The organism is Coprococcus sp. AF16-22, assembly GCF_003461545.1.
Taxonomy (GTDB): Bacteria; Bacillota; Clostridia; order Lachnospirales; family Lachnospiraceae; genus Coprococcus; species Coprococcus aceti.
In genome coordinates this window covers 271,514-297,382 of record NZ_QTXH01000003.1, presented here as the reverse complement: position 1 = coordinate 297,382, position 25,869 = coordinate 271,514, and the positions used below count along the sequence as shown (strand labels likewise).

At 42.4% G+C, this 25,869-nt stretch carries 40 protein-coding genes; 1 reads left to right on the top strand and 39 read right to left on the bottom strand.

Going from position 1 to position 25,869, the window contains the following annotated elements; genetic code table 11:
- Positions 1-41: 41 nt before the first annotated feature.
- The 39 genes from rpsI to DWW60_RS05495 form a co-directional block, all read right to left on the bottom strand.
- Positions 42-437, bottom strand: coding sequence for a 30S ribosomal protein S9 (gene rpsI / locus DWW60_RS05685; RefSeq protein ID WP_004850181.1), 396 nt, complete (start codon positions 435-437; stop codon positions 42-44).
- 18 nt (positions 438-455) lie between these two features.
- Positions 456-890: a 50S ribosomal protein L13 gene (rplM, locus tag DWW60_RS05680; protein ID WP_004850178.1), complete on the bottom strand. Its 435-nt coding sequence runs from the start codon at positions 888-890 to the stop codon at positions 456-458.
- A gap of 233 nt (positions 891-1,123) precedes the next feature.
- Positions 1,124-2,341: an iron-containing alcohol dehydrogenase gene (locus DWW60_RS05675; RefSeq protein WP_015533805.1), complete on the bottom strand. Its 1,218-nt coding sequence runs from the start codon at positions 2,339-2,341 to the stop codon at positions 1,124-1,126.
- 369 nt (positions 2,342-2,710) lie between these two features.
- Positions 2,711-3,448 carry a tRNA pseudouridine(38-40) synthase TruA gene (gene truA / locus DWW60_RS05670; protein WP_117874640.1) on the bottom strand — a complete coding sequence of 246 codons (738 nt, stop codon included), beginning with the start codon at positions 3,446-3,448 and terminating at the stop codon, positions 2,711-2,713.
- A gap of 186 nt (positions 3,449-3,634) precedes the next feature.
- Positions 3,635-4,435: an energy-coupling factor transporter transmembrane component T family protein gene (locus DWW60_RS05665; RefSeq protein ID WP_015533803.1), complete on the bottom strand. Its 801-nt coding sequence runs from the start codon at positions 4,433-4,435 to the stop codon at positions 3,635-3,637.
- Between the two features lie 10 nt (positions 4,436-4,445).
- Entirely contained in the window at positions 4,446-6,080 is a 1,635-nt protein-coding gene (locus DWW60_RS05660; RefSeq protein WP_055273737.1) for an ABC transporter ATP-binding protein, read from the bottom strand.
- Between the two features lie 146 nt (positions 6,081-6,226).
- On the bottom strand, positions 6,227-6,763 hold the full coding sequence (locus DWW60_RS05655) for a bL17 family ribosomal protein (RefSeq protein ID WP_015533801.1): 537 nt from the start codon (positions 6,761-6,763) through the stop codon (positions 6,227-6,229).
- An 80-nt stretch (positions 6,764-6,843) separates the two neighbouring features.
- Positions 6,844-7,800: a DNA-directed RNA polymerase subunit alpha gene (locus DWW60_RS05650; protein WP_015533800.1), complete on the bottom strand. Its 957-nt coding sequence runs from the start codon at positions 7,798-7,800 to the stop codon at positions 6,844-6,846.
- Between the two features lie 71 nt (positions 7,801-7,871).
- On the bottom strand, positions 7,872-8,465 hold the full coding sequence (gene rpsD, locus DWW60_RS05645; protein WP_015533799.1) for a 30S ribosomal protein S4: 594 nt from the start codon (positions 8,463-8,465) through the stop codon (positions 7,872-7,874).
- 20 nt (positions 8,466-8,485) lie between these two features.
- Positions 8,486-8,881: a 30S ribosomal protein S11 gene (gene rpsK, locus DWW60_RS05640; RefSeq protein ID WP_004850165.1), complete on the bottom strand. Its 396-nt coding sequence runs from the start codon at positions 8,879-8,881 to the stop codon at positions 8,486-8,488.
- A gap of 45 nt (positions 8,882-8,926) precedes the next feature.
- Positions 8,927-9,295 carry a 30S ribosomal protein S13 gene (rpsM, locus tag DWW60_RS05635; RefSeq protein ID WP_015533798.1) on the bottom strand — a complete coding sequence of 123 codons (369 nt, stop codon included), beginning with the start codon at positions 9,293-9,295 and terminating at the stop codon, positions 8,927-8,929.
- Positions 9,296-9,543: 248 nt separating this feature from the next.
- On the bottom strand, positions 9,544-9,657 hold the full coding sequence (gene rpmJ, locus DWW60_RS05630; protein WP_015533797.1) for a 50S ribosomal protein L36: 114 nt from the start codon (positions 9,655-9,657) through the stop codon (positions 9,544-9,546).
- Between the two features lie 89 nt (positions 9,658-9,746).
- Positions 9,747-9,965 (bottom strand): translation initiation factor IF-1, encoded by a 219-nt coding sequence (gene infA / locus DWW60_RS05625; RefSeq protein ID WP_004850160.1) that lies wholly within the window; start codon positions 9,963-9,965, stop codon positions 9,747-9,749.
- Positions 9,966-10,064: 99 nt separating this feature from the next.
- Positions 10,065-10,835 carry a type I methionyl aminopeptidase gene (map, locus tag DWW60_RS05620; RefSeq protein WP_015533796.1) on the bottom strand — a complete coding sequence of 257 codons (771 nt, stop codon included), beginning with the start codon at positions 10,833-10,835 and terminating at the stop codon, positions 10,065-10,067.
- Positions 10,836-10,837: 2 nt separating this feature from the next.
- Complete coding sequence (locus DWW60_RS05615) at positions 10,838-11,482, bottom strand: adenylate kinase (protein WP_022216653.1); 645 nt, start codon at positions 11,480-11,482, stop codon at positions 10,838-10,840.
- Positions 11,483-11,605: 123 nt separating this feature from the next.
- Positions 11,606-12,919 (bottom strand): preprotein translocase subunit SecY, encoded by a 1,314-nt coding sequence (secY, locus tag DWW60_RS05610; protein WP_022216652.1) that lies wholly within the window; start codon positions 12,917-12,919, stop codon positions 11,606-11,608.
- Between the two features lies 1 nt (position 12,920).
- Positions 12,921-13,361, bottom strand: a complete 441-nt coding sequence (gene rplO / locus DWW60_RS05605; protein WP_004850150.1) for a 50S ribosomal protein L15 — start codon at positions 13,359-13,361, stop codon at positions 12,921-12,923.
- Positions 13,362-13,382: 21 nt separating this feature from the next.
- Positions 13,383-13,565 carry a 50S ribosomal protein L30 gene (gene rpmD / locus DWW60_RS05600; RefSeq protein ID WP_004850147.1) on the bottom strand — a complete coding sequence of 61 codons (183 nt, stop codon included), beginning with the start codon at positions 13,563-13,565 and terminating at the stop codon, positions 13,383-13,385.
- A 14-nt stretch (positions 13,566-13,579) separates the two neighbouring features.
- Positions 13,580-14,089 (bottom strand): 30S ribosomal protein S5, encoded by a 510-nt coding sequence (gene rpsE / locus DWW60_RS05595; RefSeq protein WP_015533792.1) that lies wholly within the window; start codon positions 14,087-14,089, stop codon positions 13,580-13,582.
- A 19-nt stretch (positions 14,090-14,108) separates the two neighbouring features.
- Positions 14,109-14,477, bottom strand: a complete 369-nt coding sequence (gene rplR / locus DWW60_RS05590; protein WP_022216651.1) for a 50S ribosomal protein L18 — start codon at positions 14,475-14,477, stop codon at positions 14,109-14,111.
- 17 nt (positions 14,478-14,494) lie between these two features.
- On the bottom strand, positions 14,495-15,034 hold the full coding sequence (gene rplF, locus DWW60_RS05585; RefSeq protein ID WP_022216650.1) for a 50S ribosomal protein L6: 540 nt from the start codon (positions 15,032-15,034) through the stop codon (positions 14,495-14,497).
- A gap of 15 nt (positions 15,035-15,049) precedes the next feature.
- Positions 15,050-15,451, bottom strand: coding sequence for a 30S ribosomal protein S8 (gene rpsH / locus DWW60_RS05580; protein ID WP_022216649.1), 402 nt, complete (start codon positions 15,449-15,451; stop codon positions 15,050-15,052).
- A 23-nt stretch (positions 15,452-15,474) separates the two neighbouring features.
- Complete coding sequence (locus DWW60_RS05575) at positions 15,475-15,660, bottom strand: type Z 30S ribosomal protein S14 (RefSeq protein WP_004850137.1); 186 nt, start codon at positions 15,658-15,660, stop codon at positions 15,475-15,477.
- 20 nt (positions 15,661-15,680) lie between these two features.
- Entirely contained in the window at positions 15,681-16,220 is a 540-nt protein-coding gene (gene rplE / locus DWW60_RS05570; RefSeq protein WP_004850134.1) for a 50S ribosomal protein L5, read from the bottom strand.
- A 20-nt stretch (positions 16,221-16,240) separates the two neighbouring features.
- Positions 16,241-16,558 carry a 50S ribosomal protein L24 gene (gene rplX / locus DWW60_RS05565; protein ID WP_004850132.1) on the bottom strand — a complete coding sequence of 106 codons (318 nt, stop codon included), beginning with the start codon at positions 16,556-16,558 and terminating at the stop codon, positions 16,241-16,243.
- A 12-nt stretch (positions 16,559-16,570) separates the two neighbouring features.
- On the bottom strand, positions 16,571-16,939 hold the full coding sequence (gene rplN / locus DWW60_RS05560; RefSeq protein ID WP_022216648.1) for a 50S ribosomal protein L14: 369 nt from the start codon (positions 16,937-16,939) through the stop codon (positions 16,571-16,573).
- Positions 16,940-16,952: 13 nt separating this feature from the next.
- Positions 16,953-17,207 carry a 30S ribosomal protein S17 gene (rpsQ, locus tag DWW60_RS05555; RefSeq protein WP_022058713.1) on the bottom strand — a complete coding sequence of 85 codons (255 nt, stop codon included), beginning with the start codon at positions 17,205-17,207 and terminating at the stop codon, positions 16,953-16,955.
- A 23-nt stretch (positions 17,208-17,230) separates the two neighbouring features.
- Entirely contained in the window at positions 17,231-17,434 is a 204-nt protein-coding gene (gene rpmC / locus DWW60_RS05550; RefSeq protein ID WP_004850126.1) for a 50S ribosomal protein L29, read from the bottom strand.
- Entirely contained in the window at positions 17,424-17,861 is a 438-nt protein-coding gene (gene rplP, locus DWW60_RS05545) for a 50S ribosomal protein L16 (protein WP_022216647.1), read from the bottom strand. Before rplP ends, rpmC begins: the two co-directional genes overlap by 11 nt.
- Complete coding sequence (gene rpsC / locus DWW60_RS05540) at positions 17,861-18,526, bottom strand: 30S ribosomal protein S3 (RefSeq protein WP_022216646.1); 666 nt, start codon at positions 18,524-18,526, stop codon at positions 17,861-17,863. The genes rplP and rpsC overlap by 1 nt, the downstream gene beginning before the upstream one ends.
- Positions 18,527-18,536: 10 nt before the next feature.
- Positions 18,537-18,923, bottom strand: coding sequence for a 50S ribosomal protein L22 (gene rplV / locus DWW60_RS05535; RefSeq protein ID WP_004850120.1), 387 nt, complete (start codon positions 18,921-18,923; stop codon positions 18,537-18,539).
- A 33-nt stretch (positions 18,924-18,956) separates the two neighbouring features.
- A complete protein-coding gene (gene rpsS, locus DWW60_RS05530; protein ID WP_022216645.1) occupies positions 18,957-19,235 on the bottom strand; it encodes a 30S ribosomal protein S19 in 279 nt (92 codons plus the stop codon).
- A gap of 16 nt (positions 19,236-19,251) precedes the next feature.
- A complete protein-coding gene (gene rplB, locus DWW60_RS05525) occupies positions 19,252-20,097 on the bottom strand; it encodes a 50S ribosomal protein L2 (protein WP_022216644.1) in 846 nt (281 codons plus the stop codon).
- Between the two features lie 98 nt (positions 20,098-20,195).
- Positions 20,196-20,495: a 50S ribosomal protein L23 gene (gene rplW / locus DWW60_RS05520; RefSeq protein WP_004850114.1), complete on the bottom strand. Its 300-nt coding sequence runs from the start codon at positions 20,493-20,495 to the stop codon at positions 20,196-20,198.
- Complete coding sequence (gene rplD, locus DWW60_RS05515; RefSeq protein ID WP_015533790.1) at positions 20,495-21,115, bottom strand: 50S ribosomal protein L4; 621 nt, start codon at positions 21,113-21,115, stop codon at positions 20,495-20,497. Before rplD ends, rplW begins: the two co-directional genes overlap by 1 nt.
- Before the next feature lie 23 nt (positions 21,116-21,138).
- Positions 21,139-21,822, bottom strand: a complete 684-nt coding sequence (gene rplC / locus DWW60_RS05510; protein ID WP_015533789.1) for a 50S ribosomal protein L3 — start codon at positions 21,820-21,822, stop codon at positions 21,139-21,141.
- A gap of 160 nt (positions 21,823-21,982) precedes the next feature.
- Positions 21,983-22,294, bottom strand: a complete 312-nt coding sequence (rpsJ, locus tag DWW60_RS05505) for a 30S ribosomal protein S10 (RefSeq protein ID WP_004850108.1) — start codon at positions 22,292-22,294, stop codon at positions 21,983-21,985.
- A 331-nt stretch (positions 22,295-22,625) separates the two neighbouring features.
- Complete coding sequence (locus tag DWW60_RS05500; protein ID WP_015533788.1) at positions 22,626-23,525, bottom strand: OST-HTH/LOTUS domain-containing protein; 900 nt, start codon at positions 23,523-23,525, stop codon at positions 22,626-22,628.
- 63 nt (positions 23,526-23,588) lie between these two features.
- A complete protein-coding gene (locus DWW60_RS05495; protein ID WP_117874573.1) occupies positions 23,589-24,749 on the bottom strand; it encodes a class I SAM-dependent methyltransferase in 1,161 nt (386 codons plus the stop codon).
- 151 nt (positions 24,750-24,900) lie between these two features.
- On the opposite strand from DWW60_RS05495, the gene DWW60_RS05490 reads away from it, so the two are divergent.
- The gene (locus DWW60_RS05490) at positions 24,901-25,764 is read left to right on the top strand and encodes a class I SAM-dependent methyltransferase (protein WP_022216641.1); all 864 of its coding nucleotides are present in this window, start codon (positions 24,901-24,903) and stop codon (positions 25,762-25,764) included.
- Positions 25,765-25,869: the final 105 nt, after the last annotated feature.

The window sequence follows — 25,869 nt, the reverse complement described above, 5'->3', positions numbered from 1 at the left end:
GGACTTCTGCGGGTTCTTGATATATCTGAAATGATATATAATTATCTCTTTGAGAACTGTGGAGCACGACGAGCGGCCTTGAGACCGTACTTCTTTCTCTCCTTCATTCTTGGATCTCTTGTAAGGTATCCAGCCTTCTTAAGGATTGGTCTGTACTCAGCATCAACCTCAAGGAGTGCTCTTGAAATACCATGTCTGATAGCTCCAGCCTGACCTGTGAAACCACCACCACATACGTTAACGAGTACATCGTACTTGCCCTCTGTGCCTGTAGCAACGAGTGGCTGCTTTACGATAACCTTGAGTGTATCAAGGCCAAAGTACTCATCCATATCCTTCTTGTTTATAACGATCTTACCAGTACCTGGAGTGATGTAAACTCTGGCGATACTGCTTTTTCTTCTTCCTGTTCCATAGAACTTTGTTGTCTTAGCCATCTGTTAATCTCCTCCTTCTTAGTACTTAATCTCTAATACTTCTGGCTTCTGTGCCTGATGCTTGTGATCTGCACCAGCGTATACGTGAAGCTTTGTGATCATCTCTCTGCCAAGTGGTCCCTTTGGAAGCATTCCCTTAACTGCAAGGTAGATAACATCCTCTGGCTTCTTAGCCATCTTCTCACGAAGAGTTGTCTCTTTCATACCACCTACATAATCTGAGTGGTTGTAGTATACCTTCTGATCTAACTTCTTACCAGTTACCTGGATCTTGTCAGCGTTTACTACTATTACATAATCACCTGTATCAATGTGTGGTGTATATGTTGGCTTGTTCTTTCCTCTTAAAATGCTTGCGATCTCTGATGCAAGACGACCTAAAGTATGTCCTGTAGCGTCAACTACATACCACTTTCTCTCTATTGTTGATGGGCTTGCCATAAAGCTCTTCATCGTGGTACCTCCTAAATTATTCTTTTATAATCTTCTTTACTAATGTATATTCAGCACATTCCTTACCGGGGCATTGGTTCGAAACACACTTATAAACTTCGCATACTTTGCAAGTATATTATAATTACATTTTGTTGTCAACTATTTTTTCAACAAAAATATCCGGCGATACATGTGCACCGCCGGATACCATATTATCATTCATTCTTCTGTCTGTAAATACTATCTTTTATTTAGAAATCCACCTCTGTGTCATAGTAGCAGCACTTCAGCAGCTTCTCCATCTCCTCCTGGCTTGGCTGTCTTGGGTTGGAGCCTGTACATGCATCAAGTATCGCATTTGCAGCGATCTCAGGAAGTCTCTCAAGGAATACGTCCTCCGGAACAAAGCCCTGCTCACATGGATAGCTGTCAGATCCGTAATTCTTGATACAATGAGGAATGTTCAGCTCGTCATTCATCTTGCGCAGATACGCAATAAGAAGGTCTACCTTCTCGTCGAGTGTCTCACCGCCAAGTCCCATGAAGTCCGCTATCTCTCCGTAACGAACCTTTGCGGTCTCATCCTTTGCATTGAAAGCTATAACCTTTGGCAGATACATTGCATTTGCTGCTCCGTGGATGATATGTGCGCCATAGTCAGCAAATGCTGCTCCGGTCTTGTGAGCCATCGAATGAACTATTCCGAGAAGCGCATTGGAGAATGCCATACCTGCAAGACACTGTGCATTGTGCATTGCGTCTCGCTTCTCCATGTCTCCGTTATATGATCCAACCAGATCATTCTGGATCATCTTGATGGCATGAAGTGCCAGTGGATCTGTGAAATCGCAGTTTGCTGTCGATACATAAGCCTCGATTGCATGTGTCATGGCATCCATACCTGTGTGAGCAACCAGCTTCTGAGGCATGGTCTCTGCCAGCTCAGGATCTACGATCGCAACATCAGGTGTAATCTCAAAATCAGCTATCGGATACTTGATTCCCTTCTCATAATCTGTGATGATCGAGAACGCGGTAACCTCTGTTGCAGTTCCTGATGTTGAAGAAATAGCGCAGAAATGAGCTTTCTTTCTAAGTTCAGGTATTCCAAATACCTTACACATATCCTCAAATGTCGCATCAGGATACTCATACTTTATCCACATAGCCTTTGCTGCATCTATAGGTGAACCACCGCCGATGGCCACTATCCAGTCTGGCTCAAATTCAAGCATGGCTGCTGCACCCTTCATAACCGTCTCTACTGAAGGATCTGGCTCAATTCCCTCAAATAACTTAACTTCCATTCCAGCTTCCTCAAGGTACTGAACTGCCCTGTCAAGGAATCCAAATCTCTTCATGGATCCGCCTCCAACACAGACCATAGCTCTCTTACCCTTGAATGTTTTGAGTGCCTCCAAAGCACCTTTTCCGTGATATAAATCTCTTGGTAATGTAAATCTTGCCATCGTTTGCCCTCCTAAAATCAAAATAAAAAAAGCCAATCATGTTATCTTCACTGAAACACCTTGAAATATTCCGAACACTTCGAAACAATTCCTGACATATCCGTCATGTATCAGCATTTCAATGTAATTATAACATGATTGGCTCTTGTTTTCATTATTTTTTGTGCATTTCACACAATGTTTTTCATCTATTTTCCACTGTTTTGCTAGATGTTTTCCACTTTTCATTCTTATTTCTAGATTATTTCAAGTCCACTTTTCCAAATTATTATATACAAAATATAACCACGCTGTTTTATGAACTGCCAATATATTATTAGCAATTTTATCTTATCCCGGCAAATATTATACGTCTACAGCCGTTTACGTTTACAGATATTTTATCTCCACAAGAGTAAGCCCCTTTGCTTCGGCTTTCGGTCCTGCTTTCGTCCTATCCTTCGCCGCAAGTATTGACTCCATACAGTCCTCTGGCCAGATTCCAAGGCCTATCTTCATCAAAGTTCCCACTATGATACGGACCATATTGTACAGGAAACCATTTCCGCTTATCCTTATATGTATCATATCACCAACTTTATCTATGGTTATATCTGTTATTGTACGGACTGTATTCTCTACCTGTGATCTTGTTGAACAGAAGCTCTTGAAATCGTGCTCTCCTACCAGAACAGCCGCAGCTCGTTTCATCTTATCTATATCAAGCGGATAATAGACGAATGTCGAGTAAAGACGCTCCGTCGGCATATCAAATCTTCTGTTTAATATCTTGTATTCATATGTCTTGATCGTATCACAGTATCTCGGATGAAAATCGTCCGCCACCTGGCAGGACTCTTGTATCCTTATGTCTTCCGGAAGCCGCTGATTAAGCGCAAATGAAAACTTTTCTCCTGGTATCCCTGATTCAGTATCGAACACCGCCACATTTCCCAGTGCATGTACACCGGAATCCGTCCTACTAGCTCCTATCACCTTTATATTCTCGTGGCAGAGTTCGCTGAGAGTCTTATTCAGGACCTCCTCCACAGTTATTCCATTTATCTGGACCTGCCATCCGCAATAATTTGTTCCATCGTAGGCTACGATCAATTTTACTCTCTTCATATTCATACTAGGGATGTATCTGACACATCCGTATCCTTTTCTATATTATCGATGTATCTGAATTACGCTCCAATTCTTAATCAAGCCCGATCGTCATTGACTCTGTAATATTTAAAACAAATCTATATACAAACGACTTTTGATCCCGAAGTGCGCATGTATCCCGAAATAAGATTGCAGGATTTCCTACATCACACATCTGTATACTATCATGCATCCCAGATACACCAACACTATAGCATAACTTACATAGTCTGTTCCACTGTATTTTAACGGATTCATGCGGCTCCTGCCTTCGCTGCCGTCAAAACATCTGGCATCCATGGCCTGGGCAAGATCTGTGGCCCTCCTTATCGCCGATACAAATAATGGTACAAATACAGGTACATAACTCTTTATCCTCTTGAATATATTGCCACTCTCGAAGTCCGCACCTCTGGAAAGCTGTGCCTTCATGATCTTATCCAGCTCCTCCATAAATATCGGGATAAATCGCAATGCGATCATAAGCATCATGGCCATATCAGACACCGGAACCTTTATTTTCTTCAAGAATCCCAGACTGCTCTCCAGTCCATTTGCCAGATTCATCGGTCTTGTAGTGTACGTCATGACAGATGAGCCTATTATGAGGTATACAAGGCGTATAACCACAAGCACCGTAGTCATCACACTGTTATCTGTTATGCGAAGTCTGTGCCAGCTCCAAAGTACCCGTCCGTCCCCGTTGAACACGCTGAATATTGCTGTAAACAGAATAAACATCCATATGACCTTCAGTCCCCTGCAAATGTATGTTATCGGCACCCTGCTCACCGCCACATATATACAGAGGAATGCCGTTGCGGCAAGTATCATGATCCAGTCCTTGCAAAGAAACAGCGATATGGCATATAGAAATGTTATTGCAAGCTTTGTTCTCGGATCCATTCTATGTATCACAGAATTGCCACTGTAATATTGTCCTATTGTAATATCTCGTATCATAGTAAATCTCCTATTCCGGGCACCCGGAAACATCTATACCGTACCGCTCAAGTAAGCTCCTGTCCTCAAAAAACTCACCTGTCCCTCCATCATACACTATCCTTCCATGCTCCATAAGAAGAATCCTCTCTGACATCTCATACACATCCTCCATGTCGTGGGATACCAGTATGATCGTCACATTTTTCTCTCTGTTGAGCTTTCTGACGAGATTCCATAACTGCTCCCGGCTCTCTCCGTCAAGCCCACATGCAGGCTCATCAAGGATCAATACGTCTGGCTCATATGCCAGTATTCCCGCTATTGCCACCCTCTTTTTCAAACCACCGGACAATTCGAATGGAGAATACTCCGCATATTTCTCCGGTACTCCCACCAACTCAAGCGCCTTTCTGGCAGCATCCTCAGCCTCTCTCTTTGACATTCCAAAGTTTATCGGGCCATACATTACATCCTTGAGCACCGTATTCTCAAACAACTGGGACTCAGGGAACTGAAATACATACCCTATCCTCCTGCGGATATCCTTGATATTCCTTACACTCTGCACATCCGTATCATACAGATATACCTTGCCACTCTGTGGAACTATCAGCTTATTTATCATTTGAAGCAGTGTACTCTTTCCCGAGCCGGTCTGCCCTATTACAGCGACAACCTGTCCTTCATATATCTTGATGTTTATATCAGAAAGCGCCTGAAATGACTCATTTCCATTCACATACGAATATGATACATTCTGAAGCTCAACTATACATTTTTCTGAATTATCTGCAGTCTTCTCATCCTCAGCATGATTACTCTGCGCATTGTTCATATCGCTGCTTATATCCATATGCCTGTTCTTATATTTATAGCAGATATCGATCGGTATTCCGGCCCTACGCTTCATATCAACCGGTATCTCCAGTCCATAGCTCTTAAGCCGGTCAACATCTGTGAATACATCTCCAGGTGTACCCTCTGCCACGATCCTGCTATTATCCAATATGTATACTTTATCCGCCATAAGTGCCTCAGCTATCCTGTGAGTCACCATTATTACGGTTATTTTCTTTTCTTTGTTCAATCTCTGCACAAGCTCCAGCATATCCTTTGCTCCCTGCGGGTCAAGCATGGATGTCGCCTCGTCTAGCACTATACAATCCGGAGTCATCGCCATGGACGATGCGATTGCAAGCCGCTGTTTCTGTCCACCGCTTATTCTTGACGTATTGGCATACTTATAGGCTGTGAGCCCTGTGAGCTCCAGCATCTCATCTATCTTCTTCCATATATCTTCGCTGGAGACGCCAAGATTCTCCAGCCCAAATCCTATATCCTCAGCGAGGGTGTTGCCGACTATCTGGTTATCGGGATTTTGAAACACCATTCCTACCTGTCGTCTGACGGATGTAAGCTCTCCCATCTCCGCCATATCTTTTCCACCTATGACTATCGACCCCTCATGCGGTGCAAGCAGTCCATTCAAATGTCTTGCAAACGTAGACTTCCCTGAACCGTTTCTGCCAAGGATCGCGATTATCTCCCCCTTGTCGGCAAGAAAATCTACATCCTTTATTGCCCAGTTCTCCCCTATCTTATTGCCGTCTTTGTCCTTTATATTAAATTTATGAGATAGTCCTTTTACATTTATGAAGCTCATAATCTTTCCAATCTATATCAATGAAATCTTTCTATATTTCACTAAATTTTATTAAAAAACAGGGCCGCCGTACACGAACGTAAACTAATACGTCTATGTACTGCAGCCCTGTTTATTTATCTGTATAATATCAATCTATCAATCGATTATACTAACTCGAGAATAACCTCAAGAGCCTGATCACCCTTACGCTGACCGATCTTGATGATTCTTGTGTAACCACCCTTACGTCCTGCGTACTTTGTACCATACTCATCGAATAACTTCTGTGTTAAGTCGATCTTCTTAGTACCGGCCTTCTTACCAGCAGCATCTGTAGGAACTTCAACAACTGGATATAAAACCTTGAGCATCTCTCTTCTGGCATGAAGTCTTGAAGGCTGATCCTTCTTAACTGTCTTCTCAACTGTGTCGTATACTGTAACCTTCTTACCGTCTACAACTTCCTTGATTCTCTTGCCATCTTTATCCTTCTTAGCAACCTTAGCCTGAACTGTAACCTCATCGTAGTTGTCCTTCTCAGCAACTGCTAAAGTGATGAGCTTCTCTGCGATCTTAACAACTTCCTTAGCTCTTGCCTCTGTTGTCTTGATCTTTCCATGATACAGTAACTGAGTTACCTGGTTACGAAGTAATGCGTTTCTCTGTGCGCTTGCTTTTCCAAGCTTTCTATACTTTGCCATTTTAATTATCCTCCTATACCCTTTGCGGGTCTTCACTGTGCTTACTATTATTCAGCTTGAGTGGTATACGGGAACTGCTATTAGTCCTCGTTCTGATTAAGTGATAAGCCTAACTCCTTAAGCTTAGCTAATACTTCATCCAGTGACTTACGACCAAGGTTACGAACCTTCATCATATCCTCTGGTGTCTTGTTTATAAGTTCCTGAACTGTGTTGATGCCAGCTCTCTTCAAACAGTTGTATGAACGAACTGATAACTCGAGCTCATCGATATTCATCTCAAGAACCTTTTCCTTCTCGTCTGTTGTGCTCTCAACCATAACATCTACAAGACGTGCGTTCTCTGATAAATCTACGAACAGCTTCAAGTGCTCTACCAGAAGATTTGCAGCAAGACTTACTGCCTCATCTGGAGCAAGAGCTCCGTTTGTATATACATCAAGAGTTAACTTATCATAGTCAGTAACCTGACCAACACGTGTATTCTGAACTGTAAGGTTTACTCTTTCAACAGGGGTGAAGATTGAGTCAATAGCGATGACATCAATTGGTGCATCTGCTTCCTTGTTCTTGTCAAGGCTTACATATCCACGTCCGTTGACAATTGTAAGCTCCATCTCAAGCTTTGCGTCCGGACCACTAAGGTTTGCGATTACAAGATCAGGATTTACGATCTCTATATCTCCGTCAACCTTGATATCTCCTGCCTTAACAACGCGCTCACCAACAACATCGATGTATGCCTGCTTTGGCTCAAATGTATCTGAGTTATTCTTGATAACGACATTCTTGATGTTCATTATTATCTCAGTAACATCCTCTTTTACACCTGGTATTGAGCTGAACTCGTGTAAAACGCCCTTTATCTTAACGTGGCTTACAGCGGTACCTGGTAATGAAGAAAGCATTATTCTTCTAAGTGAGTTACCAAGTGTTATACCGTAACCTCTCTCTAAAGGCTCGATTACAAACTTGCCATATTTGTTGTCATCTGAAGTCTCAACGATCTCGATTTTTGGTTTTTCAAACTCAAACATCTAAGCCCCTCCTTTACGGGTTTTAAAATGCTACACTCCAAGTTACAAAATGTATAAATAAAGAACAAATCTTACTTAGAATATAACTCGACGATGAGAGTCTCATTTACAGGAACATCGATCTGCTCTCTGCTTGGCTTCTCTACAACTTCACCTGCGAGGTTATCTCTGTCTGCTGTTAACCAACCTGGTACGAGAACACCCTCTGTTGCAGCCATGATATCCTTGTATCTCTGAAGAGACTTGCTCTTCTCTCTGATCTCGATCTTATCGCCTGGCTTAACTGAGTATGAAGGGATGTTTACACACTTGCCATTTACAAGTACGTGCTTGTGATCTACGATCTGTCTAGCCTCTCTTCTTGTTCTTGCAAAGCCTAATCTGAAGATGATGTTGTCAAGTCTAAGCTCAAGTAATGTCATGAGGTTAGGACCTGTTAATCCCTTCTGCTGCTCAGCCTTTGCATAAAGGTTACGGAAAGGCTTCTCAAGTACACCATAAATGAACTTAGCCTTCTGCTTCTCGCGGAGCTGAAGTCCATACTCGCTCTGCTTTCTATTTGATCTGTTTGGTCTTCTGTTTGACTTCTTGTCTATTCCGAGATACATTGGCTCCATGCCTAAAGATCTGCATCTCTTAAGAACTGGGGTTCTATCTACTGCCATCTTGTTTGTACCTCCTCTAATTAAACTCTTCTTCTCTTTGGTGGACGACATCCGTTATGTGGAACCGGAGTAACATCCTTGATACTAACTACATCTATACCACATGCTGAGAGTGCACGAATTGCAGCCTCTCTTCCTGAACCTGGTCCCTTGACAAATACGTCGATTGTCTTGAGTCCGTAAGGTGCAGCAGCCTTTGCGGCTGTCTCTGCAGCCATCTGAGCAGCATATGGAGTTGACTTCTTAGAACCCTTAAATCCTAATCCACCAGCGCTTGCCCATGAAAGCGCATTGCCTTCAGCGTCTGTTAATGTAACAATTGTATTATTGAAAGATGACTGAATATGAGCCTGTCCGTGCTGTACGCTCTTTCTGACACGCTTCTTAGCCACTTTTTTAGTTGCCTGCTTAGCCATTAGCCTAAACCTCCTATGGTTTTTTACAAATATATTCTATAAATATTACTTCTTCTTATTAGCAACAGTCTTCTTAGGACCCTTACGAGTTCTAGCGTTAGTCTTAGTCTTCTGTCCACGAACAGGAAGTCCCTGTCTATGACGCTTACCACGATAGCAAGCAATCTCCTGTAAACGCTTAATATTGAAGCCTATCTCTCTACGTAAATCTCCCTCTACTACCTGAGTTGCCTTGATAACCTCGCTGAGTCTTCTAACCTCATCGTCAGTCAGATCTGCGCAACGTGTATCAGGATTAACGTTTGCTTCCTTAAGAATACGCTGTGATGAAGGAAGTCCGATACCATAGATATAAGTAAGACCAATTTCAACACGTTTCTCTCTTGGTAAATCAACACCTGAAATACGAGCCATTATAATAACCTCCGTAAAATCTTCTTTTAAGCTGAATCCACAAATGTATCCCATAGCACACGCTATGGGGTGAAATGCATACACCGCAAACTTCAACTAAGTTGTATATTTCTATAATTGTATTGGCATATCTACGTATGCCACAGCCGCTTTTAAATAATACAGTACATTAGATATATGTACTGACGCACGAAAATAAGTATACTTCCGGATGGGCTATCATCCATATACTTCTTTTCCTTTTTTGATTAACCCTGACGCTGCTTGTGCTTTGGATTCTCGCAGATAACTCTAACGATTCCCTTTCTCTTGATAACTTTGCACTTATCGCAGATAGGTTTTACTGATGCTCTAACCTTCATTAGAAACTCTCCTTTCAAAAAAAGTCCGCTACGAATTAGCATTCTATCATTTTCATTGATAAAATGCAATAGGGAAATTCATTTTTTTATTATTTATCTCTCCAAACGATTCTTCCCTTGGTAAGATCGTATGGTGATAACTCTATTGTAACTTTGTCGCCAGGAAGAATCTTTATATAATTCATTCTCAGCTTTCCACTTATATGAGCAAGAACCTTGTGTCCATTCTCAAGTTCTACCTGAAACATGGCATTTGGAAGTTTCTCAACTACTGTTCCTTCTACTTCAATTACATCTGCTTTTGACATTTTCAAAAATCCTCCTATATATATAAATCAACTTATGAGTTCTCCATGATATAATGAATATGTCATCGTGCTTACGAACGACGACATATGATATCACATCTACAGCTCAATTCCATCGGCCCTTGAAAGTATCTCAGGCTCTCCATCTGTTATAAGTATTGTATTCTCATAATGTGCCGCCAGTGATTTGTCTGCGGTGACGACCGTCCATCCATCCGGCATCCACTTCACTTCATAATCGCCAAGTGTGATCATCGGTTCTATCGCTATCGTCATTCCTGCTTTCAGCTTCGGTCCTCTTCTTCTTGTTGCGAAGTTTGGGACCTCCGGCTCTTCATGAAGATTTTTTCCAACTCCATGTCCCACCAGATCGACAACAACTCCAAGTCCACACTCATCGGCATAGGACTCGACCGCTATTCCTATATCCCGCACATGATTTCCCGCACGGGCCGCTGACAGTCCTTCAAAGAAGCTTTGCTTCGTTGCCTCTATGAGATACTTTGCCATATCAGATATCTCGCCAACTCCATATGTTCTGGCTGAGTCTGAATGGTAACCCTTATAGATAACACCGGCATCAAGACTTACTATATCTCCATCCTGAAGCACTCTGTTCTTTGATGGAATTCCGTGTACCACCTCATCATTTACAGATACACACACCGACGCCGGATATCCCTGATAGTTCAGAAATGATGGTTCACAGTGATAACTTCTGATAACCTCTTCACCGAGCTTATCTATATCATATGTGGTCATTCCCGGCTTCAATGCTTTTCTCATCTCCTCATGAGTTATCGCCAGAATTCTTCCAGCCTCTCTCATAAGCTCAATCTCTTCCTGGGATTTTATGGAAATACCCTTCATATTTACTCACCTAATATATCAGTGATAGCAGCGAATACATCCTTCATATCTACGGTTCCGTCAACCTCTTTCAGGATGCCCTTTGCCTTGTAGTAATCGATGAGAGGCTGTGTCTGCTCATGATATACATTAAGTCTCTTCTCTACTGTCTCTGGCTTATCATCGTCTCTAAGGATGAGATCAGCTCCACATGCATCACACTTGCCCTCAACTTTTGTTGGGTTGTATACGATATGGTATGTTGCTCCACAACCTACACATGCACGTCTGCCTGACATTCTCTCGATGATATTCTCATCAGGTACCTCAACATTGATAGCGTAATCAACTGAATCGCCGATTGCTGAGAGTGCCTTGTCAAGTGCCTCTGCCTGTGGGATAGTTCTTGGGAATCCGTCAAGGATATATCCCTTTGCACAGTCATCAGCCTTGAATCTATCTATTACCAAGTCGACAACGAGCTCATCTGGTACAAGAAGTCCCTTATCCATGTACTCCTTTGCCTTTGCACCAAGCTCTGTGCCGTTCTTTATGTTCGCTCTGAATATATCTCCTGTTGAGATATGTGGTACGCCGTACTTTGCAGCGATCATCTTTGCCTGTGTTCCCTTGCCTGCGCCCGGTGCGCCTAACATGATTATCTTCATATATTCAACCTCCATTTTTTTGAACGTTTCCCATTCTTATCAAATACTATTCTCTCTATAATACACGAATAGGAAGTGTACTATACGGCACACTCCCATTCGTGTTTATTGCCACGTCATATTTTAGTCTAAAAGGAATCCCTGATAGTTCCTTACCAGCATACGTGACTCAATATTCTTAATTGTCTCTATAACAACACCTACAACGATGATAAGTGATGTTCCTCCAAATGAAACATTTGCTCCAAAGAAACCACTGAAGAACATTGGTATACATGCTACTATGATAAGTCCTACAGCACCTATAAATATGATGTAGTTTAAAATCTTATTAAGGTAATCCTGTGTTGACTGTCCAGGTCTTATACCAGGGACAAAACCGCCACTCTTCTTCATATTGTTGGCAATCTCCATTGGATTGAATGTGATCGCTGTGTAGAAATATGCGAAGAAGAACACAAGTAAAATATATACGATCAAACCGATCGATGCCCAAGGATAAGATCTGTTAAACCAGTAGCCCTGACTCATACCCTGGATTATCTTTGCTCCTACACCAGATGTCTTGATGTTGAACAGATTCACTACGATCTGTGGAACAGACAGTATGGATGATGCAAAGATGACCGGAATAACACCTGCAGTATTGACCTTAAGTGGAATATGAGAGGACTGTCCTCCCATCGTCTTTCTTCCTCTTACTGTCTTGGCATACTGTACAGGAATTCTTCTCTCTGCGCCCTGAAGTGCACATACAAATACTACTGTAATAACTACAACTGCAAGGATAATGAGCCCTACAAGTGTAAATCTTACAAAGTCTCTGCCCTTCATGAACTGTGTGTATAAATTCTTGAAGTCATTTGGCATTGTTGAAACGATGTTTATCAGAAGGATTACTGATATACCATTGCCAACACCCTTCTCTGTTGCTCTCTCGCCAAGCCACATTACTATAGCACTTCCTGCCGTAAGAATGACTACGATGCAAAGAACTGTCCAGAAGTTATAATTCTCAATGACTCCCTTGTTTCCAAATCCTACTACAAGACCAGCACTCTCAAGAATAGCAAGACCTACTGTCATATATCTTGTGATAGCGGTGATCTTCTTTCTACCATCTTCTCCGTCTTTCTGCAGTTCTTCCAAAGCCGGTATAGCAATGGTGAGAAGCTGTATGATGATGGAAGCTGTAATGTAAGGTGTTACCGACAATGCAAAGATCGACATCTGCTCGAACGATCCTCCGGTGAATGAACTGAAGATGTTCAGTGAATCACCGAGTGCATTCTGCATGTACTCTCTTATTGCATCCGCACTTATTCCCGGAACGGTAATCAGACTACCAAGTCTGACTACCACGAGAATGAAGAACGTATATAAAAGTCTTCTTCGTATATCCTGTACCTTAAATGCATTGATTAAGGTTTTGAACATATTACATCACCTCTGCTTTTCCGCCAAGAGCTTCAATTTTCTCAGCTGCTGACTTTGAAAAAGCATTAGCCTTAACATTGAGCTTTTTAGTTAACTCTCCATTTCCAAGAATCTTAACTCCATCACGAGGATTCTTAATGATACCTGCCTCTACTAATGTCTCAACAGTTACGTCTGAGCCATCCTCGAATCTCTCAAGAGCTGATACATTGATTGCAACGATCTCTTTGTGATTGATGCAATTAAAGCCTCTCTTAGGAAGACGTCTATATAATGGCATCTGTCCACCTTCGAAACCTGGTCTAGGTGATCCAGAACGTGCCTTCTGACCCTTATGTCCCTTACCTGCAGTCTTGCCATTTCCTGAACCATGTCCACGGCCTACACGGAAATTAGCACTGTGCTTTGAGCCTTCAGCCGGCTTTAATGTAGATAAATCCATGATCTGCGTATCCTCCTTCTCTTATACTTCCTCAACCTTTACCATATAACTTACCTGCTTAACCATTCCAAGTGTTGCAGCGTTATTTGGGAGCTCTACTGACTTATTAACCTTCTTAAGTCCAAGAGCCTCTACTGTCTTTCTATGCTTTGGTACAGCACCGATAGGGGACTTTACCAAAGTTACCTTTAACTTATCTGCCATCTTCTAATACCTCCTTAGTTAAGTATCTCATCAACAGATTTTCCACGAAGTCTTGCGATATCCTCTGGGTTCTTGATCTCTGTAAGGCCCTTGATTGTTGCAAGAACTACGTTCTGCTTGTTGTTTGATCCTAAGGACTTTGTACGGATGTTCTTATATCCTGCAAGCTCAAGTACGCTACGAGCAGGACCACCAGCGATGATACCAGTACCTTCTGGAGCTGTCTTCAGAAGAACTGAAGCACTGCCGAACTGTCCATTCCAGTCGTAAGGGATACTACCAACTTCATTTACAGGAACTGTAACTAAATGCTTTGCAGCATCCTCCTTACCCTTACGGATAGCTTCTGGAGTCTCAACTGCCTTGCCAACACCAACGCCAACGTGGCCATTTCTATCACCAACAACTACGAGAGCTGCAACTCTAGAATTACGTCCACCCTTAACAACCTTTGTTACACGCTTGATGGCAACAACTTTATCTTCTAACTCTAACTTACTTGCATCAATTATTTCACGCTTCATACGTTGTTCTTCCTCCTTACTAGAATTCCAGACCAGCTTCTCTCGCTGCATCTGCTAATGCCTGAACCTTACCGTGGTATACGAAACCGCCTCTATCATAGATAACAGTCTTGATACCCTTCTCAAGTGCTCTCTCAGCAATAACCTTACCAACGTAAGCTGCTGCATCAACATCATTTGTCTTCTCAAGCTCATCCTTAATAGCCTTCTCTGTTGTAGATGCTGCTACTAATGTCTTACCAACTGAATCATCAATAATCTGAGCGTACATATGATTATTACTTCTGAATACAGCTAAACGTGGTCTCTCTGTTGTTCCAGCTAAACGATTACGAACACGCATATGCTTCTTTACACGAATTGCGCTTCTTGATTCTTTATTAATCATCTTATCTCACTCCTTTATTATTTCTTACCAGTCTTACCAACTTTACGTCTGATAGTCTCATCCACATACTTGATACCCTTGCCCTTGTATGGCTCTGGTGCTCTCTTCTCTCTGATCTCAGCAGCGTACTGACCAACCTTTTCCTTGCTGATTCCGCTTACTATGATCTTGTTTCCATCAACTGATGTTTCGATACCATCTGGATCAACCATCTCAACTGGGTGTGAATAACCAAGAGCAAGAACAAGCTTATTACCCTGCTTCTGAGCTCTGTAACCTACACCGTTAACCTCAAGCTCCTTCTTGTAACCCTCTGTAACACCTACTACCATGTTGTGGATAAGTGTTCTTGTGAGTCCGTGAAGTGATTTCATCTTCTTTAAGTCGTTAGGTCTTGATACTGTGATTGTATCGCCGTCTAACTTTATATCCATTTCCGCAGGGAGAACTCTCTCAAGAGTTCCCTTTGGTCCTTTAACAGTCACTTTATTATTTTCTGCTATATCTACAGTTACGCCTGCAGGTACAGCGATAGGCATTCTTCCGATACGTGACATTTTGCCGTCCTCCTTTTACCAAATAAACGCAAGTACTTCTCCACCTACGTTCTGTTTTCTAGCTTCCTTATCTGTTAATACACCCTTGTTTGTGGAGATAATAGCAGTTCCAAGTCCACCAAGTACTCTTGGAAGCTCATCCTTGCTTGCGTATACTCGAAGACCAGGCTTTGAAATTCTCTTAAGACCTGTGATGATCTTCTCGTTCTTATCTGCACCATACTTCAATGTGATCTTGATTGTCTCGAACTTACCGTCCTCAACGATATCTACAGCCTTAACATATCCTTCTGATAAAAGTATGTCGGCAATAGCTTTCTTCATCTTTGAAGCAGGGATTTCTACTGTATCATGCTTTGCTGTATTAGCATTACGAATTCTTGTAAGCATATCTGCAATTGGATCGCTCATTGACATAATAAATTTCCTCCTTCTTACTCTTACCAGCTTGATTTCTTAACGCCAGGAATCTGTCCCTTATATGCTAACTCACGGAAGCAGATTCTACAAATTCCGTACTTCTTTAAAACTGAGTGTGGACGTCCACAAATGCTGCAACGTGTGTACTCTCTTGTTGAGAACTTCTGCTTGCGCTGCTGCTTAACTTTCATTGATGTCTTAGCCATTTCTCGAATCTCCTCCTTTATTATTTGCTATAAGGCATGCCGAACAGTGTAAGTAACTCACGAGCTTCCTCGTCAGTCTGTGCTGTTGTTACGCAAATTATATCCATACCTCTAACCTTATCTACCTTATCGTACTCGATCTCAGGGAAGATAAGCTGCTCCTTAATACCGAATGCGTAGTTACCTCTTCCATCAAATCCGTTTGGATTGATACCTCTGAAGTCACGTACACGTGGGAGTGCAAGATTTACAAGACGATCAAGGAACTCATACATCTTCTCGCCACGAAGAGTTACCTTACATCCGATAGGCATTCCCTCTCTCAGCTTGAAGTTAGCTACTGACTTCTTTGCTCTTGTTACAACTGCCTTCTGACCTGTGATTGTCTCAAGATCCTTGATAGCAGCGTCGAGAACCTTAGCGTTCTCTCTAGCTTCACCAACGCCCATATTGATAACGATCTTATCGAGCTTTGGTATCTGCATTACATTCTTATATCCAAATTTCTCAACCATGGCGCTCTTAATTTCAGCGTCATACTTTTCTTTAAGTCTACTCACCTAAGACGACCTCCTTCCAATTAATCTATCTTCTCTGTCTTGCCATCAACTTTGGCTACACGAACCTTATCCTTACCAGTTCCTTCAAAACCAACTCTAACTGGCTTGCCCTTGTAAAGATACATTACATTAGAGATGTCAAGTGGGGCTTCCATCTCGATGATTCCGCCCTGCTGGTTAGCCATGCTTGGCTTGCTATGCTTAAATACTTTGTTGATTCCTTCAACTACTACGGTACCATTCTTCTTATCTACTGAAACGACCTTTCCGCTCTTGCCCTTGTCCTTACCAGCGATAACCTGTACCATATCATCTTTCTTAATCTTCATTGTTGCCATAGTCACACCTCCTTATAATACTTCAGGTGCAAGTGATACGATCTTCATGAATTTCTTATCACGGAGCTCTCTTGCAACTGGTCCAAAGATACGTGTACCTCTTGGATTCATATCGTCTTTTATAATTACAGCAGCGTTCTCGTCAAACTTGATGTATGAACCATCCTTACGACGAGCGCCATGCTTTGTTCTAACTACAACGGCCTTAACTACATCGCCCTTCTTTACAACTCCGCCTGGTGTTGCATCCTTAACAGAGGCAACGATGATATCGCCGATATTCGCATATCTTCTAACTGATCCGCCTAACACTCTGATACAAAGTAACTCTTTTGCACCTGTGTTATCAGCAACTTTAAGTCTTGTTTCCTGCTGAACCATTTAATTTGCCTCCTTACTTTGCCTTCTCGATGATCTCAACAAGTCTCCATCTCTTATCCTTTGATAATGGTCTTGTCTCCATAACCTTTACTCTATCGCCAATCTTGCACTCGTTATTCTCGTCATGAGCCTTCAGCTTTACTGTTCTCTTTACAATCTTACCATAAAGAGGATGCTTAACATTATCTACGATAGAAACAACGATTGTCTTATCCATCTTGTCACTTGTAACTATACCAACACGTGTTTTTCTCAGATTTCTTTCCACAATAATTCCTCCTTCCAAGATAATTAAGCATTAGCCTTCTGGGCTATAACTGTCTGTATTCTTGCTATATTCTTTCTAACGTCCTTGATTCTGCTTGTGTTGTCAAGCTGATTTGTAGCATTCTGGAATCTCAGGTTGAATAATTCCTTCTTTGCAGCTACTAAATCTTTCTGGAGATCGTCAACGGACTTGCTATTTAATTCGTTCATAAAATCCTTAGTTTTCACTGCCTGCTACCTCCTCTAACTCTTCCTTTGATGCGATCTTACACTTAAGTGGAAGCTTGTGCATAGCGAGTCTGAGAGCCTCTTTAGCTACCTCCTCAGGTACGCCCTGAACCTCAAACATAACTCTGCCTGGCTTAACTACTGCTACCCAATACTCAAGTGCTCCCTTTCCAGAACCCATTCGAGTCTCAGCTGGCTTTGCTGTAACTGGCTTGTCAGGGAAAATCTTGATAAATACCTTACCACTACGCTTCATATATCTTGTCATTGCAATTCTGGCTGCCTCGATCTGGTTTGACTTGATCCAAGCTGGCTCTAATGCTACGAGACCATACTCACCGTTTGTAATCTTATTGCCTCTAAGTGCCTTACCAGCCATTGTTCCTCTGAACTGCTTACGACGCTTTACTCTCTTTGGCATTAACATTATTTATTTCCCCCTTCCTTTACTGTCTTTGTTGGAAGTACTTCACCATGGTAGATCCATGTCTTTACGCCAACCTTACCATATGTTGTATCTGCTTCAGCAAATCCGTAATCGATATCAGCACGGAGTGTCTGAAGAGGAATTGTTCCCTCGCTGTAGAACTCTGTTCTAGCCATATCAGCACCGCCAAGACGACCTGAACATGCACACTTGATACCCTGTGCGCCTGACTTCATTGTTCTACCCATGCAAGACTTCATAGCCTTTCTGAATGCGATACGATTCTCAAGCTGTGCTGCGATGTTCTCTGCAACGAGCTGAGCGTCAGCATCCGGCTTCTTGATCTCCTTAACGTCGATAAAGAGCTTCTTATCTGTTAACTTCTGAGCGTCAGCCTTGATCTTCTCGATTCCGGCTCCACCCTTTCCGATTACTACTCCAGGCTTAGCTGTGTATAATACGATCTTTACATTCTTTGCTGATCTCTCGATCTCGATCTTTGAGATGTTTGACTTGTAAAGAGTTGTCTTTAAGTATTTTCTAAGGATCTGATCTTCTGCTAAGTTCTTAGCAAACTCGTCATTTCTCTTGTCAGCATACCAGTTTGAATCCCAATCTTTGATAATGCCGACTCTTAAACCATGAGGATTAACTTTCTGTCCCATATTTTACCTCCTATTTCTCGTCAAGCACGATTGTGATGTGGCTTGTTCTCTTCTCGATTCTATATGCTCTACCCTGTGCTCTTGGATGAACTCTCTTCATTGTAGGTCCCTTGTTAGCGTAACACTCTGCTACGTAAAGGTCCTCCTTCTTCATGCCATTGTTGTTCTCAGCGTTAGCAATAGCAGACTTCAAAAGCTTCTCTATAACGCTTGAGCCATATCTTGGGTTGTATTCTACGATAGCAAGTGCTGTCTGAACATCCTTACCTCTGATAGCGTCAAGCACAAAACATGCCTTGGTTACTGATACTCTTGCGTATGAAACCTTAGCTGATGGTCTTGTATCTTTGTTCTCATTTCTGAGTCTCTTGTCATGGGATCTATGTCCTTTAGCCATTTTGAAAAGTCCTCCTTTCAAATATTCCTAATATTATCTTCTACCCTTCTTTTCGTCCTTACCATGACCTCTGTATGTTCTGGTAACTACGAACTCACCGAGCTTATGTCCTACCATATCTTCTGTTACATATACTGGTACGTGCTTTCTTCCATCATGAACGGCAAATGTGTGGCCAACGAATGATGGGAAGATTGTTGAACGTCTTGACCAGGTCTTTATAACTTCTGTCTTATTAGCAGCGTTTAAAGCATCTACCTTCTTAAGCAGATGTGCATCTGCGAATGGTCCTTTTTTTAATGAACGAGCCATATTTCTTCCTCCTTAACTATTTAACATTCTTACCGTCTCTACGTCTTACGATCAACTTATTAGACTGCTTGTTCTTCTTTCTTGTCTTGAGACCCATTGCTGGCTTGCCCCATGGAGTAGAAGGACCTGGACGACCGATAGGTGCTCTACCTTCTCCACCACCATGTGGATGGTCATTAGGGTTCATGACAGAACCACGAACTGTTGGTCTAACGCCCATATGACGCTTACGACCGGCTTTACCAATGTTAACAAGGCCATGCTCGATGTTTCCTACCTGTCCAACTGTTGCTCTACAGATAATCGGAACCATTCTCATCTCGCCTGATGGAAGTCTAAGTGTTGCATACTTTCCTTCCTTAGCCATGAGCTGTGCAGCGTTTCCTGCTGAACGAACTAACTGTCCGCCCTTACCTGGATAAAGCTCGATGTTGTGTACCTGAGTACCAACTGGAATATTCTGAAGTGGAAGACAGTTACCAACCTTGATCTCTGCCTCTGCGCCATTCATCAGCACATCGCCAACTGCAAGCTTGAAAGGAGCAAGGATGTATCTCTTCTCTCCATCTGCATAGAACAGAAGTGCAATATTTGCTGATCTGTTTGGATCATACTCGATTGCAGCTACTGTTGCTGGAATACCATCTTTGTCATTTCTCTTGAAATCTATTATTCTATACTTTCTCTTAGCACCACCACCGTGATGTCTTACTGTTATCTTACCCTGATTGTTACGACCGGCTGTCTTGCTTGTTGAAACAACGAGTGACTTCTCTGGAGTTGTCTTTGTGATCTCTGAGAAATCAAGGCCAGTCATATTTCTTCTGGAAGGTGTATATGGGTTATATGTCTTAATTCCCATTGTTGTTCTCCTTTCGGTTCAATTTATTCTCACGCTTTGATTGCGTATACAACTAATGTGATGAGCGGCTATACTGTGCAGCCACCCACGGCTATATCTTAAAGTCCCTCGAAGATCTCGATGTCCTTGCTGTCAGCTGTAAGCTGAACGATAGCCTTCTTGTACTTTGCTGTGTTACCAAGTGTCATACCACGTCTCTTGACCTTACCGTCATTGTTCATTGTGTTGACCTTTGCAACCTTTGTTCCCTCGAACATCTTCTCTACAGCTTCCTTAACCTGTGACTTGTTTGCTTCTGGATGAACAAGGAATGTATATTTCTTCTCAGCCATAGCGTTCATGCTCTTCTCTGTGATCACCGGCTTAAGTATAACGTCATAATATTTGATATCTGCCATTATGCGTACACCTCCTCAATTGCTGCAACTGCTTCCTTAGTAAGAACAAGCTTCTCATACTTGAGAATATCGTATACGCTAAGTGAATTAGCTACTGTTGTCTTAACTGTTGGAATGTTGTTTGCTGAAAGAACAACGTTATTGTTCTTATCCTTTGTTACTACAAGAGCCTTAGGAGCTGAAAGCTTTGCAAGGATCTTTGCAAATACGCTTGTCTTAGCCTCCTGAAGATCAAGCTTGTCAACTACTACCAGCTTGTTCTCAGCAACCTTTGATGAAAGTGCTGACTTCATAGCAAGCTGCTTCTCTTTCTTATTCATCTTAACTGAATAATCTCTTGGCTTTGGTGCGAATACAACTCCGCCGCCCGTCCACTGTGGAGATCTTGTTGAACCCTGTCTAGCATGACCAGTTCCCTTCTGTCTCCAAGGCTTTCTTCCACCACCAGAAACTTCTGAACGTGTCTTAGCGCTCTGTGTTCCCTGACGGTTGTTGGCTAACTGACCAACTACAGCCTTATGCATTATATGCTCATTTATTTCTACACCGAAAACTGCATCATTGAGCTCTAATGTCTCAACTTCTTTGCCTTCAATGTCATAAACCTTAACTGATGCCATTGTTGTCTCTCCTTTCCAAAGCCCTACTTACCAGACTTTACTGTATCTTTAATCATAACCAATGACTTCTTTGGTCCTGGAACAGCGCCCTTAACCAAGATTACATTGTTCTCAACATCTATTTTAACTACCTCAAGGTTCTGGATTGTAACTCTTACGCTACCCATATGTCCAGGCATCTTCTTGCCCTTGAATACTCTACCTGGAGTAGTTGCAGAACCGTTTGAACCTGCATGTCTGTGATACTTTGAACCATGTCCTGAAGGACCTGACTTAAGGCCGTGTCTCTTAAGACCGCCTGCGTATCCCTTACCCTTTGACTTAGCAGTAACATCAATCTTGTCGCCAGCAGCAAATACGTCTGCCTTGATCTCTGCGCCAAGCTCGTACTCAGCAGTGTTCTCAAGTCTGAACTCTCTATAGAAAGCCTTTGGAGTTGTTCCTGCCTTCTTAGCATGACCAACCTCTGCCTTACCAGCACCATGTGGATTTCTGATAACTTTCTTTCCTGATACGTCCTTTGTTGTTACTCTTTCCTTCTTCTCGCCGAATCCTACCTGAATTGCATCGTAACCGTCATTCTCAACTGTTTTGATCTGGGTTACAACACATGGACCAGCCTGCAATACTGTAACTGGTGTTAATACACCGTTCTCGTCGAAAATCTGTGTCATTCCGACTTTTGTAGCTAATATAGCCTTCTTCATTTCTGTTTCCTCCTAATTTAATTCACAGCGGATTGCATCTGCAATCATACTAAATTACATCCGAAAATGCATTAGGTACTGTTATTTAATTGTTTCTGCGGTTTGTTTTAAATTAGTCCGCATCTAATTGGGTTTCTTTTGAATTGCTGTCTGACTTTGATTATTTCATCTTAACATCGATGAACACGCCAGCGGACAGATCGATCTTCTGTAATGCATCAATTGTCTTCTGAGTTGGTGCTACAACATCGATAAGTCTCTTATGAGTTCTCTGCTCAAACTGCTCTCTTGAGTCCTTGTACTTATGAACTGCTCTTAAGATTGTGATCTTCTCAATCTTAGTAGGCATTGGAACTGGTCCGCTTACCTTTGCGCCAGTCTTCTTAACTGTATCAACAATCTGTGCTGCTGCCTTGTCGATAAGTTTGTGGTCATAAGCCTTAAGTGTAATTCTCATAATCTGATTTGCCATAAAAAAAGCCGCCTCCTTTTCGCACTTAATCTTAGTACAACAAGCGGTGACTGTACACTCTCCCGTGTGTGTCCTAAGTTAAAACCCAGAACCATCACGTCGTTTCTGTCCTCTTGACAGACGGTTATATTGTACAGTGACTTGTCGCCAGTTTTGTAAATTGACATTCGCTCCACGAAAAACCTGCGTCATATATGTACGCAGCAACCTCCGCTTCTCAGCTATCATGCCACAGCACGTTTGATTATATACTAGGGATTTCTTTAAATCAAGAGGTTTTTTTAATTTTTTTATGTTTTTTTGAATTTTTTTAACGGGTATTTACAGGGTATCACTCGCCAGATTCACTCAGCTTGAATGTCCTCTTCATCTTGATCCCCTTGTTCTCCCATATCTCAAACTTCGAAAAGCTTAAGATGAACCCGTAATCTGTATGGTAACCATAATTCTCCATTGCAAACCCAGGGAATCTGCTTCGAATCGCATCGAGCAGCTCTGCCATATCATCTATCTTATATCCCCTGCCTGTCATATACTCATATGCAAATGTGTCTATCTCCTCCCTGTCATCGACCAACGTCAGCTTTGTCACGCCATTCTCATCGGTATAAACCTTCACTCCACTCACATTATTCTCCACAAATGTATCAAGATGAGTATAGCCATAATTTCTGACATCAAAATCCGGGTATCTTCTCACAACGCCTTCATACACCTGTTCCATGACAGCATCTCTTCCCTGTCCTTTATAATAGGAAGAAACCGAATATATCTCCTTTGCTATATCACCTATATCCGGTATATCAGCAGTGCATTTTTCTCCGGCAAGAACATCTATATACATATATCTCTGGGCGCTGTTCACAAGGATTTTGTCTGCGTCACATGGACCGGCAACCACAACCTCTATATCCGTGAGCCTCAGCTTGTTGAGAAGCGGTACTGTCAGACTGTCCCCCGTTGCTATATATATGCGCTCTGGCTTTGAAAGCGCAGCATCCGCCATAACCTCCACGGCCAGCGCAACCATCGCCGATGACACCTTATACTCTCCGTGCATGCAGTCCTGTATTCTGAACCTCCCTGCACTCTCCATAAAGCTGTCATCGTCTTTGTCGGAATTAAACATCTTGCAGATCACAAGCTTGTCCGTTCTGATTATATCCTCATATATAACAGGCACAGCCTTTGCCTCTATGCTATCACAATCTATATACAGCGCAGCCCTCATGATATCCTCCTTAATAATATTCCACAACCATCACACACACAACAAACCACAGGTTTAATCCAATTATATCCTGCCATCCGCCTTAATCATCTCCATCAGAGTCTGTCTGAATCCAAACTCCTCACAAAGTGCTTCCGCATCCTTAAGAGCCTTCTTTCTCCTGTCCGGAGATACATTTTTCTTCACAGCTCTTATGAGCAGATTTTTAGGCGAATGTGCAATGTCTATAAATTCCATTATATCAGTCTTATATCCACACGCCTCAAGCATATGTCCACGGATGGAATCTGTTGCCAGCGCAGCTATCCTCTCCTTTATGATACCGTATCTTGTCAGCGCAGCCAGTTTATCAGAATGCATCTGTTTATTCAGCTCATGCTGGCAGCAAGGCACGGACAATATATACTGTGCGTTCCAGCAAATGGCATTGTACAGCGCATAGTCCGTGGCAACATCACACGCATGCAGCGTCATGACCATATCCACATCCACATCCGTCTTATACCCATTTATATCCCCAAGTTCGAATTTTAGTCCGGTATATCCAAACTGTTCCGCCAGCGCATTGCAGTCTTTTATCACCTGCTCCTTGAGATCCAGGCCGGTTATATGGACATCAAGCCCCTTAACCTCATGCAGATAATAATAAACTATAAATGTCAGATACGATTTGCCGCATCCAAAATCTACTATATTAATAGAAGGTTTGTTGTAGCTCTTCATGACATTGTCCACGATCTCCGCAAATCTGTTGATCTGCTTAAACTTGTCATACATGGAGTGCACGACCTTGCCATCCTTTGTAAATATGCCCAGATGGGTAAATACAGGGATATCCATTCCCTCTTCAAGTATGTATTTCTTTCTTCGGTTGTTCCCCTGAACAGTTATGAGTTTATTCTCCGTGTGCCTCTTATTCACAGCTACTTTGCCCTTCTTTGAGATCTTCACATCCCACTCCTCCCGGGCCGAGAACATGTTTATCTGTCTGAATCCATCCTGCAGATCTCCGGTCAGTGCTTCTTCAAGCTCGTCCTCATCTATATTCTGGTGGAACACCTGCTTCTCCGTATACCTTTCTATCTGAAAGCACCTTTTACCGCCTATGATTTTTCTCTCAAATACCATTTTTCTATATTCACCGCGTCCGCCACTGAGGATAATCTTGTGGGGATCACTCTGTACCATCTCTTCTATTAATTCTTTTATACTTATATCTGCCATTATTCCAACTTCTCCATTACCAACAATCTGTATCGTCATTAATCTCTGTCATCAATCTATGCACACAGCAGCCTTGACGCAGTGCTTTGATACAAGTATAATCTATAGGATATATTTTTTGAAGTTATTTTTATAAGGAAGGATTACATATATGTGGATAGCAGATGGATGGAAGGATTATGAAGTTATTGACTGCTCTGACGGAGAAAAGCTTGAGCGTTGGGACAAATACACTCTACTCAGACCAGATCCCCAGGTTCTGTGGAGCACTCCAAAGAAAAATCCTGCATGGAATAAACTGAACGGACATTATCATAGAAGCAACAAAGGCGGCGGAGAATGGGAGTTTTTCAGCCTGCCTAAGCAGTGGACGATAAATTACAGGGATCTGACTTTCAATCTGAAGCCATTCAGCTTCAAGCACACTGGTCTGTTCCCTGAGCAGGCTGCCAACTGGGACTGGTTCAGCGAACTGATAAAGAACTCACCTAAAAAGGATATTAAGGTGTTGAACCTGTTCGCATACACAGGGGGCGCAACATGCGCAGCCGCCAAAGCCGGAGCTGCAGTCACCCATGTTGATGCATCCAAGGGAATGGTTACCTGGGCAAAGGAAAACGCAGCATCATCAGGGCTCGCCGACGCACCGATCAGATGGATAGTTGACGACTGTGTGAAATTTGTCGAAAGAGAGATCAGACGAGGCAACAAATATGACGCGATCATCATGGATCCTCCTTCATACGGCAGAGGACCAAAGGGTGAGATATGGAAGATCGAAGAGAAGATCCATCCTTTCATCAAGCTCTGCAGCCAGCTTCTCTGTGACAAGCCGCTTTTCTTCCTTGTAAATTCATATACAACAGGTCTCGCGCCTGCGGTGCTCACATATATGATATCCACAGAGGTAAAGAGCAGATTTGGCGGACATGTTGTGGCAGATGAGATCGGACTTCCTGTCACAGAGACAGGTCTTGTTCTTCCTTGCGGTGCCGCCGGAAGATGGCAGAGATAACAACGGATCGGTCGAGGCAGATACATTTTGCAGATAAACTAAAAGCAGGAATATGAAACCCAGCAAACTTCGTTATAGGGGCTCATATTCCTGCTTTTTTTAATT